At 46.2% G+C, this 11,238-nt stretch carries 9 protein-coding genes; 6 read left to right on the top strand and 3 right to left on the bottom strand.

The window, feature by feature from the left end:
- Position 1 precedes the first annotated feature (1 nt).
- The gene (locus LACSTY_RS12990; protein WP_087912937.1) at positions 2-1,531 is read right to left on the bottom strand and encodes a rhamnulokinase; all 1,530 of its coding nucleotides are present in this window, start codon (positions 1,529-1,531) and stop codon (positions 2-4) included.
- A 21-nt stretch (positions 1,532-1,552) separates the two neighbouring features.
- Positions 1,553-3,340, bottom strand: coding sequence for an L-fucose isomerase (locus LACSTY_RS12995; RefSeq protein WP_087912938.1), 1,788 nt, complete (start codon positions 3,338-3,340; stop codon positions 1,553-1,555).
- A 732-nt stretch (positions 3,341-4,072) separates the two neighbouring features.
- On the opposite strand from LACSTY_RS12995, the gene LACSTY_RS13000 reads away from it, so the two are divergent.
- The 6 genes from LACSTY_RS13000 to LACSTY_RS13025 all read left to right on the top strand — a co-directional run bounded on the left by LACSTY_RS13000 (position 4,073) and on the right by LACSTY_RS13025 (position 10,189).
- Complete coding sequence (locus LACSTY_RS13000) at positions 4,073-4,438, top strand: bacteriocin immunity protein (protein WP_087912939.1); 366 nt, start codon at positions 4,073-4,075, stop codon at positions 4,436-4,438.
- 249 nt (positions 4,439-4,687) lie between these two features.
- Positions 4,688-4,852: a bacteriocin class II family protein gene (locus LACSTY_RS13005; protein ID WP_151466791.1), complete on the top strand. Its 165-nt coding sequence runs from the start codon at positions 4,688-4,690 to the stop codon at positions 4,850-4,852.
- Positions 4,853-5,361: 509 nt separating this feature from the next.
- Positions 5,362-6,150: a CPBP family intramembrane glutamic endopeptidase gene (locus tag LACSTY_RS13010; RefSeq protein ID WP_191992412.1), complete on the top strand. Its 789-nt coding sequence runs from the start codon at positions 5,362-5,364 to the stop codon at positions 6,148-6,150.
- Positions 6,151-6,206: 56 nt separating this feature from the next.
- On the top strand, positions 6,207-8,378 hold the full coding sequence (locus LACSTY_RS13015; protein WP_087912941.1) for a peptide cleavage/export ABC transporter: 2,172 nt from the start codon (positions 6,207-6,209) through the stop codon (positions 8,376-8,378).
- An 11-nt stretch (positions 8,379-8,389) separates the two neighbouring features.
- Positions 8,390-9,766, top strand: coding sequence for a bacteriocin secretion accessory protein (locus tag LACSTY_RS13020; RefSeq protein WP_087912942.1), 1,377 nt, complete (start codon positions 8,390-8,392; stop codon positions 9,764-9,766).
- A 153-nt stretch (positions 9,767-9,919) separates the two neighbouring features.
- Positions 9,920-10,189: a helix-turn-helix domain-containing protein gene (locus LACSTY_RS13025; protein WP_087912943.1), complete on the top strand. Its 270-nt coding sequence runs from the start codon at positions 9,920-9,922 to the stop codon at positions 10,187-10,189.
- 104 nt (positions 10,190-10,293) lie between these two features.
- On the opposite strand, the gene LACSTY_RS13030 is transcribed toward LACSTY_RS13025, so the two are convergent.
- Positions 10,294-11,160, bottom strand: coding sequence for a helix-turn-helix domain-containing protein (locus tag LACSTY_RS13030; RefSeq protein WP_087912944.1), 867 nt, complete (start codon positions 11,158-11,160; stop codon positions 10,294-10,296).
- Between the last annotated feature and the right edge of the window lie 78 nt (positions 11,161-11,238).

Genomic DNA, 11,238 nt, shown 5'->3' on the forward strand with positions numbered 1-11,238 from the left:
ATCACTTCGCCTCCATTTTTGGTGGTAACTCAGCCGCTACGGCCTTGCCTTTCTCCACCATCTGTTGAAACGCCTTGAAGTGCGCGTCAAGATCCGGCACTGCTTGCGGCTGAATGGTTGAAACGGTATACGACCGCTTCATGGTTGCGGCCACGTCTTCCGGCGCTAATTTTTTCAGCACCAGCAGCTGCGACACAATGTTTCCGGTCACACTGGCTTCGATCGGCCCGGCGCTGACCGGCATTTGGGTCAGATCCGCCGTTAGCTGCACTAACAACTGATTCTGGATTCCGCCACCGAACATGTGGATCTTCGTCAGCGGCATTTCCGCAGCTTGTTCCAAGTTGAAAATAGTTTGCCGATACGTCATGGCCAGACTTTCCAAAACCGTGCGCACCAACTGACCGCGGCTTTGCGGCAACGGCTGACCGGTTTGGTGCAGGAAGGCTTCAATTTTTTCTTCCATCCGACTCGGACCGGTGAACAACGGATGATTCGGGTCAATGTAGCTGTGCAGGGATTCAGCCGCCTGCGATTCTGCCGTCATTTTGCCAAAATCAACCATCTCGCCTTGATACGACCATTCCCGTTGCAACTCCTGCACGATCCACAGGCCGGTCACGTTTTGTAATAGGCGATTGCTGCCGTCAAAGCAGCCTTCATTGGTCAAGCCGGCATCAGCGGCTGCCAGTGACACGATCGGCTTGGCGGTTTTGCGGCCGATGATGGACCAAGTGCCACAACTGATAAACGCGGTTTGTTGCCAATCTTCCGGCGTCAGCGGCAGCGCCAACACCGCCGCGGCGGTATCATGCCCGACACCATTGATGACCTGCATATCCTCATTCAGCTGCAATTCCGCCTGAATCTCCGGTCGCAATGGTCCCAGCACGGCGCCGCCTGTCACCAACTGACCAAACCAGCTCCGCGGAATACCTAACTTATGCAAAACCGCTTCATCCCAGTCACGATTGGCAACATCAAGCAAACCACTGGTGCTGGCAATCGTAAAATCGGTCTGTTTGACCCCGGTGAAGAAATACCCAATCAGATTCGGCATCATCAACACATCCGCACCTTCCGTCAGCAAAAACGGATAACGGGTCACATCGGCAAAAAGCTGCACATTGGTATTAATCATGGCCGCCTGATTACCGGTTTCCAGAAACAGCTTGCACGGACTCATGCGCTGATAAAATGCCTTTTTGACGGCGTCGGTTCGCGAATCTCGGTAACTGTGCGGGGCAAATAACAGCTCACCGCGTTGACTCAAGATGCCATAATCAACGCCCCAAGTATCAATACTCATGCCGTCGATCCGCCCGAGATCCCGCCGCGCAATGGCCAGGCCATACTTGATTTCCTGGAAAATTTTCAGATAATCCCAATACAGATGACCATTCACCGCCACTGATTGATTGGAAAAGCGAAACTGTTCTTTTAAGTGAATTTGGTCACCATCAAACTGGCCGGAAATCAAGCGACCGGAACTCGCGCCCAGATCGACGGCAATTAAATTTGTTATTGCCATGGTTATCACTCATTTCCCCAGCTATTTGTATAACGGGCCAAAGTTCTTGCAGGCATTGAAGTCTGCCGCTTCTAGATTTTCCGTGCCTAGTGACGACCATGCCCGCGGCCGGAAAATGTCGGCTTCAGGAACATTGTGCATATTCACCGGAATCCGCAAAATCGAAGCTAAGGTAATCAAATCAGCACCGATATGCCCATAACTGATGGCCCCGTGGTTAGCTCCCCAGTTGTCCATCACGTCATAAACCGACTTAAAGGCACCATGACCGGTTAAAATCGGTACAAAGAACGTTGATGGCCAACCCGGATCGGTCCGCTTATTAATGATGTCGAAAACATTTTCCGGCAAATCAACGGCATAGCCTTCTGCCACCTGTAATTCCGGACCCACACCCTTGACCAGATTCAGGCGGGCCATGGTGACTGGCATGCCCTTTTCACCGCCGCGGGTGACATAGTTAGATGAAAAGCCACCGCCACGGAAGTAGCCAATGTTAGCCGGAATCCAACGAGTGTGGTCAAGATTGGCCTGAGCTTCTTCTTCGCTTAAGTCATAGAACGGCTTGATCGCCGGCTGGCCGTCAATTGTCTCCTGACCGGTCGCATCAAGCGTTTGGGCACCGGAGTTAGAAAGATGCAAGAATCCATTCTTGGCTACCCCTTCAAGTTTGGTGCCAGTGACACGCTCAACGGCTTCAGGGCTCCAGTACGTCCGCACATCAGCAAAAATCTGCGGCGTGTTGGTCAACAGGTAGTTGAACAACATGGAGGTCGCATTCAATGAATCATTTTCGGTCGCAAAAACATGCGGCTGATGAATACCATTCCAGTCATACTGGGAATTCATGAAGGCTTCCATGTAGTCGCCATTAGGAAAATGATCCGTCCACTGCCGTTGCCCTTGGAAGCCGGCCGCAATCGCGTTGTGCCCTTCTGCTTCTTCCTTGAAACCCATGTCGGCAAGTTTCTTATTGCCATCCATGAGGTCACGAGCAATCATGGTCATTTTTACACAAGCAACAAGTTGCTCATGTTTTTGTTCGTCGGTAAATTTGTTCGGATCGTCTTCGTTGTAAAGATCCGGACCAATCGGGGTATTCTTTTCAGCCCAGGCCAAAGCCTTTTCAAATTCTTCCTTGTCGTAAATGCCTTCGTCCCAGCGGCGAACAATTTCCGTCATGTCCACATATTCGTTACGCATGCCTAAGTATTCCTGGAAGAAATCAGGGTCAACGGTCGAGCCGGCAATTCCCATCGCAACACTACCGATCGACAGGTAACTCTTGTTGCGCATGATGCCGGTCGCCAGCGCACCTTTGGCAAACCGAATCAGTTTGGTTTTGACATCGTCAGGAATGCTGGTATCGTCGGCGTCTTGCACATCATGACCATAAATGCCGAACGCCGGAATCCCTTTCTGAGCATGCGCCGCTAACACGGCCGCCAGATAAACGGCGCCTGGACGCTCAGTGCCATTGAAGCCCCAAATTGCGTGCGGCAGGTCCGGTGACATATCCATCGTTTCACTGCCATAGCACCAGCATGGGGTCACCGTAATCGTGCCGCACACTCCAGCGCGATCGAACTTTTCTTTCGACATCGCGGCTTCTTTAACCCCGCCGATGGTCGTGTCAGAAATCACCGTCTGCACCGGCGACCCGTCCGGATATTTAAGCGTCGCCGCCAAAAGATCCGCCACCGAATGCGCCATCTTCATCGTTTGATCTTCCAATGATTCACGAATGCCACGCCGCCGACCATCAATCGTCGGACGAATACCAATCTTCGGGAATGCCATGTTTGTCATTTCTTTTGCCTCCACATGTGCTGCTTGTCTAGTTACCATCTCGTTAATTTCATCAGCTGACTACGGTTTTTATGATAAGCGCTTTCATTCCACGCGCCAAGGGTTGGCAAAGTGATTGAAACTTCGTCAAAAAAAGCGCCAATTTTCGTCATAGTTCATCAAGCTTGTGAACTTTTCTTTGCTAAGGTGGGTATACCAAAGGGAATTGCTGTGTTTATTCATGCTAAGCACTTAATAACACTTTACTGTAGCGCAAAAAGACGGCTACCTATTGCGAGTCTGCATACAATGCTAAGAAGTTTATGCCCGTCTAAGATTATTTATTTAATATAAAAAATTTATTTATTAATATAGTCTGTTGTAAATGGATATATTTCAACGTTTGAATTATTCGTTTTATTAAAAAGTTTTCGTAAACCCCATTTATTGTTTGACACGCAAAATAATCGGTGTTACCTTTGCATCGTAAAGTTTAGGCATGGCTAATCTTTGGAGGCGATCATTTATATAATAATTGTTAACTAATTTACCAGATGGAAATCTTATACCAGATAGAATCTCATGCTGGTGTCCAAATGAGATCAAAATCTGCTTTTGGCCTGGTATTCTACAAGAACTTGGAATCATTTTCTACACCTTCAACAGGAAACGCTTCTGGCAAGGCGTCAGCAGTTGTTAAAGAAATTCACATGGGCTCTGTTACAATCACAAATCATTAAGAAGGTTATTATATTGAATAGCTCTAATGTAAGAAGGCAATCCAAACAATATGTACATGAACTATATAATAGTTTGGTTAAGCATAAAGCTCAATCTTCCGAACTTTATAACCTCACCGGCGTGTTGATGCAGGTGTACAAAAAGCTAGATCATGTGCATGCTCCTGAGTCACTTGTTAACAGGCTAGTCAATTATGTTAACATTGTCGGCTTTACAAATATTCATTTTTCAAAAAAAGAGGAACAAATTTTTATGAAATTAGAAGACATTAGTCAACTAGCCAGCTGGAATGGATTATACATGGCCGACTTTACAGACAAGTCTCTTTTTTCTGACAATCATGGTACTAATCACGATACTGACGAAGACTCGCATTAAAGTTTTTAGGTTGCATAAAATGACTAACTGGGGTGCGATTAAAGTCAACCTAGAAGAAACAAAGACAATCTGGCCTCTCGCGAATAACTGAGAACTAAGACATTATACTAAGGTTCTTGCCAGTGCCAAATACGTTTGTAAATTCAAAATTGGATACCTTGTTACTTACAGTTTGTTTTTACAAAGCTAGTACTAGTAACTGATGAGCTATTCCAATTAAAGGGTCAAAACACAAAGGAGACGCTTCTCATGAATCAATTTAAAGAGCTGAGCAGTCAGGATCTTCAAGAAGTAGTTGGTGGCTATAACTGGCACGATCACCAGTCATATGGAGATTATTTAAAATGGTTTAATTGCCACAACGGGGACTGCAACCCATACGTTGGTCATCAATATAACCCTTACGAGAACTAACATTTTCACCTCGGCTTTTGGTGATACTGAGTCAAAATAAAACTGATCAAACAGCTCACCTAAAAACCTAAATTCAGAATTCTCTGAATGTTCACGTAGGGTTTGCAAAAAACCTTGGTATCCTGTCTTGAGTTTTCAGTTACTCGCGAGAAGTCAGATTAATTTCAATGTTCCCTATATCAAATTTTTTGTCAATAGTCTCGATATCGGACTTATCCCTTATTGCCGAGGATACAGTAAGCTCGCTGGTGCTATTGGTGAGGTTATCGGAAAGTTCCCTGATTTAGCTTGGAAATTTGGCAAGTGGGCTTTCACCCATGTTCGCGATTAATTAGTATCCGCGTCCTTCAAAACCGTTAATGAAAAGCAAGACCAAGGTAAGTAATCTCCATCATTACTTTCATTGGTCTTGTTTTTCATTAAGGATCCTTATTCTTTCAAGAAACCTTACACATTTTATTAACTTATTTGGAACAAGACACCCTTTCAACTAAATGGAGTACATCCTTATGAAAAATCGCATACTGCGCTGGGTATCGCTATCAAGCTTACCTAATTGGCATAAGCTAGTGATTACACTACTGACTCTTGAGGCTGCTGATGAATTAGTCACCTCTCCACTTCTGGAACTTGCTTTTCATAAGCACTTTTGGGCAATAAACATCACTTTCAAGGTTCTGGAATTCCTGATTGCCATCCTACTAAACAAACAATATCTAAAAGCCAAGATATTTTGCACTTTCACGAAGAAGCGCTTCAAGTCAAAATCTAGCATATTTGCAACGCTGTTCTTGATCTACTTTGGAATACTGCTAGTATTACAACACCCCTCAAGAATTCCAGAGGCAATAACAGTTGGTTTAATTGCCGCTGTACCAGAAGAATTCATATGGAGGGGTATGGTGCTGGGATCTCTTGCAAGTTTTCTATCGGGATCGTGGCGAAAAAGGTCTGTTAATTCTTTGATAATTAGCAGTATTCTTTTTGGCCTTTACCATTTAAGCAACCTTCAAGTACAGCCTCTTAATAATACACTGGCTCAGATTATTCAAACCATAGGCCTTGGGACAATACTAGGCGCAACCTATATCAAAACAAGTAACATTTTAGCACCCATGTTTCTTCACTTTTTTTGGGACTTTTTTATTACATTAGCAAATGGCATCAATTTTAATTCCATGGAAGGTCCCGACTGGATGACAACTGCTTTTGTCTCTTGCGTTTTGATAGCCATTGGACTGAGCATACTGTTATCCGGAAATAAAAAATACAACTTGGTAAAAAAACTGGATCTTTGAATATACATCTAGTTAACCATTATTGATGTTGACCTCTTTTTAGAAGGGATAGAAAGTTGACTTTTTTCGCTAACTTCAAAACATACTACACAAGCCAGATTGATGAACGTGATTGTGGCGTTGCTGCCCTTAACACGGTTCTTAAACGTCATGGATCAGACTTTTCTCTTGCTCATCTACGTAATTTAGCCAAGACAGACAACTCCGGCACCACCGCCTTAGGCATTGTCAAAGCTGCCCAAGATTTAGGCTTTGAAACCAAAGCCATTCGGGCCGATATGTCCCTATTTGATGCCAATGATGTTCCTTATCCGTTTATTGCCCACGTTATTAAAAATGGCAAGCTGCTCCACTACTACGTCGTTTTTAAGGCCACCAAAACGCACCTCATCATTGGCGATCCTGATCCGTCGGTCAAGCTCATCAAGATGCCTAAGGAACGGTTTGCCAAGGAATGGTCGGGGGTCGCCATCTTTTTAGCGCCGACTTCCGCATATACGCCTCAAAAAGACACCAAAGGCAGCTTATTTGCGTTTGTACCGCTGTTAGTCAAGCAAAAGCGGCTGATTAGCGAAGTTGTTTTGGCCGCGGTCCTCATTACCATTATTAGCATTGCCGGTTCCTATTTCTTCCAAGCCATCATTGATACCTATTTGCCCAATGCGATGCGCGACACGCTCTCGATCATTGCCTCTGGCCTGATCATCGCTTACCTGTTCCAAGCAATCTTCACGTACGCCCAATCCTTCCTCATGATTGTGTTAGGACAGCGCCTCACCATTGACGTCACGCTAGGCTATGTGCGGCATTTATTTGAACTGCCGATGTCTTTCTTTGCGACCCGCCGTGTCGGGGAAATCACCTCTCGCTTTTCCGATGCCAGTAAGATCATCGACGCCCTAGGTAGTACGATCATGACGATGTTTTTGGATATTTGGATTGTCATTGCCGTCGGCATCTTCTTGGCCATCCAAAATACCACGCTCTTTTTGGTTTCATTGGTGGCTTTGCCGATTTATTTTGCGGTTGTTTGGTCGTTTAAGACTCCCTTTAACCGCTTGAACCAAGATGCCATGGAAAGCAATGCCATTGTCAGCTCATCAATTATTGAAAGCCTCAATGGTATTGAAACCATTAAAGCCATGACCGGAGAAACCACCAGCTATGGCAAGGTTGACCATGAGTTTGTCGATTTGCTTAAGAAGACGTTCAGCTATCAAAAAACTGATCAACTGCAACAAGCGATCAAGCTAGCAGTCAAAATGATTTTAAACATCGTCATTTTGTGGATTGGCGCTTTGCTGGTCATGCAAAACCAGATGACCTTAGGCCAACTGTTCACCTACAATGCCTTATTGACCTACTTCACCAATCCATTGGAAAGCATTATCAACTTACAGCCCAAGCTTCAAATGGCGCGGGTCGCCAATAATCGACTCAACGAGGTTTACCTGGTTGAGTCCGAGTTTGCTAAATCCCGTCCCATCACCCAACCACAAGCCCTGCAAGGTGATCTTCAGTTCGATCACGTCAACTTCACCTACGGCTATGGGCCCAACGTCCTGACGGATCTTTCGCTCACCATTCCGTTGCACACCAAGCTGACCATTGTTGGCATGAGTGGCTCCGGTAAAACGACGCTGGCTAAGCTCCTAGTGGGGTTCTTTGACGTCGCGTCTGATCAAGGTAAGGTGCTTATCAACCAACACGACCTCAGCGAAGTTAATCGCACGACTCTGCGACAGTTCATCAACTATGTCCCCCAGGACCCCTTCATTTTCTCGGGCACCATTCTCGACAACTTGACGCTGGGCAGCCGTCCCAATCTAACCCAAGCGGAGATTGAACAGGCTTGTGCGGCGGCCGAGATCAAAACCGACATTGAGAAAATGCCACTAGGCTATACGACTGAACTAAGCGAAAGTGGGGCCGCCTTATCCGGCGGTCAAAAACAACGCTTAGCAATCGCGAGGGCGCTGTTATCACCGGCCCAGGTCTTTATCTTTGACGAATCAACCAGCAGCCTGGATACCATCACCGAGCGCAACATTGTCGATCACCTAATGCAATTAACCGATAAGACCATCATTTTCGTCGCCCATCGTTTAGCCATTGCGGCCCGCACCGACAATGTAGTGGTCTTGGATCATGGCAAATTGGTGGAACAGGGAAACCACCAGGAATTGCTAGCCAAAGGCGGCTACTACGCCCGTCTCGTCAATGAGTGAGGTGAGTGACCATGTTTAATCCTGAAACCTTAGAAACCAGCGAATTCTACAATCACCGCTTTAAAAACTTTGCCACTCATTTGCTGGTACCAGCTGCAATCGCCCTAGTGGCGGCGCTCCTGTTCCTCATCTTCGCCCAACGGGAAATTACGATCACCAGCACCGGTGAATTGACACCGTTACAAGCGCCAGTCAGCGTCCAGGCCACCGCCGCTAACCGGATCATCACCAATCACTTAAAAGAAGGCAAGTTTGTGCGTCAAGGCGAACCCCTCGTAACCTACCATGATGTGGCAAACCCAGAACAAGCCAAAGTCTACCAGGCACAAGTACAACAATACCAAGACCAATTGACCGCCCTCAATCAGTATAAAAAGGGGCTAACCGCCAATCAGGACGTCTTCACCCAAGATGACGCATTTGGTTATCGTCAAGCCTTGCAAGACTATTTGTCGCAACGCCAAATCTACGTCCTAGATGCCCAGCAGGTTAGCGGCACCCAAGCAACGGCTAATGACAAAACGGTTAAAGTCAATCAAATGTTGCAACAAAGCATTCAGACCATTAATCGCAATATCGCGGCCTACCAAAAGCTATTAACGGCGGTTCAAAACAAATCTGGCTATCCAGACGATCAACCTTTCAGCTACCTCTATCAAAGCTTTGTGGCTGAAAGCACCGGTCTTGATGGTTCCGATTTAGCCAAACTCAAGACCACTTACACCGGTCAGATCAGCGAAAAGCTCGATGCGGAACAACAACAGTTGGACAGCTTCAAGCTCCAACAAGCCAATAACGCCAATAGCGACGTGAGCCATGTACAGCTGGAAACTGATCAGCAGAAAATGGCCGCTTTGCAAGCGGAACAATTGAAATCGGTCACCGGTCAGATCACTCAAACTAACCAGTCCTTGACCGAGCTCAAGGCCAAGTTGACTACCTTGCAAGATCAGGCGACCGATTCCACCCTCAAAGCCCCCACCACTGGGGTCTTACACTTAGATGACAGCTTACGCGGCAAAAAATACCTACCTAGTGGCACCACCTTGGCCGAAATCTACCCGGTTTTGCAGCATCAAAAGAAAGTGGCCTTAACGCTCATGGTGATTCCTAATGACATTACGAGCATCAAAAAGAGCCAGAACGTTCGCTTAAAGATTGCACGGCACGTTCCGGTGCCGCTCGTTCTTAATGGCAAGGTTACCCAGATTGATAGCGGCCCGACGGTAACAAAGGACACGAACGTCTTCAAAGTCACCGCCCAGGTCAACCTCACACCCAAACAAGCCCGCACCTTGCGTTATGGCTTAGCTGGGGAAGTCTCAATTATCACTGGCAAGAAGACTTACTGGAATTTTCTAAAGGATCAACTGCTGAACAAATCATAAATTTACCACCCAACTTAACCAATTTAAGATTATTTCCGGTAAAATGTAGATTGATAGTTGCATCTGTATGGCAATGACACAATAGTTATCACGGAAATTTGGCTAGTGGTTTATACCAATCTTTAACATGACAGCCTATAAAAGAGGTGAAAAATGACAACGTGGGACGATTACGCACAGCAGTTGAAACGCGATCATCCAGATAAAGTAGCGATCATCAAAGCTCTGGCAGAATTGGAAAGCGAACGAATCAAACGGGGTATTTCTCAAAAACAATTTGCAGATATGATTGGCATGAAACAACCTCAACTGGCCAAAATTGAACGCTTGGAATCTTTACCAACGTTAAGAACGCTCAACCGATATGCAGGAGGTTTGGGTAAAAAGATCCATTTATCCATCGTTCCTCGCGAGACCCGTTAATCTTTAAACCAGAATCAAACAAAGAGGTGCATGAATTTTTCAAAACGGAAAATTCATGCGCCTCTTTGTTTGACAGCCCTAATGTCCGACAATATGCCCACCCACTAATCAAAACTCAAATGAACCTCAATCCCCATCTTTCGCAACCAATGGCGATCGGCCACGCAATAGTTGTCGGCGCCGATGGTATGTAGAAAGGTAAGCATCTCCACGATATGTTGATACTCGTGCGGTTCGTTGCGGAGTGAACACCGTAATGCTGCCTCTATCATCCTGATGCGGTATTTGAGAAAAATCGTGTCGGCGGTGGCAACCAGTCCGCGCAAGTTACCTAACAAGACGTTTGCCGTTGGTACGTCATGCTTCTCAATGGCTGCAACTGCCGCGTAGAACAAGCCGCTGGTGAATGGTTCCAGAAAAATATGGGCATGGGCATGTTCAATTTCATGAATGGCTCTGATCAGACAATGCCTGCTGTCTTCCGGATTAGCTAAGTAAATTGAAGCCGCAAACAGTTGAAACTCTAGTAGGAACCAGCGGCCATTGCCGAGCAAATAGTGAATTACCGGCGCAATTGCGTGACCGCGATCCAACTTTTCGTGTTTGAACATGCTGCGATAAGTTTTGAGAACAGTGACAATCATTGCATTGATAGCGTCCGGCTTTTCTTCAAACGCAACAATCACTTTGTCTAGCTCGCGAGTGTCTTCGGTAAGCGCAGCCTCAGCTAATGTTTGCCACATCTCGGGAATTTCGGTTGAACCATCCACGAGTTCGGCAGTTTCCGGCAATGAAGCATGAACGCGTCGGAACAAGTCGCTGGCAAGCTTAATCGAAATGGTCTGACTGCCTCGTTCAAAGCGCGAAATGGTGCTCAAACTGGTGTTGTCGGCAATGTCTGCCATGCGAAGCTGTCGCCGTTTGCGCATAGCTGCCAGCAACAACCCAAAATTTGCAAATGTATCTGTCACGGCATTCACCTCTTCAGATTTTCATATATGCAAGTGAAGTTCCAAAAAAATTGTCATCGTCAATGTCCCATCGTATGC

Origin of the sequence: Lacticaseibacillus styriensis (assembly GCF_030770295.1) — a bacterium.
Taxonomy (GTDB): Bacteria; Bacillota; Bacilli; order Lactobacillales; family Lactobacillaceae; genus Lacticaseibacillus; species Lacticaseibacillus casei.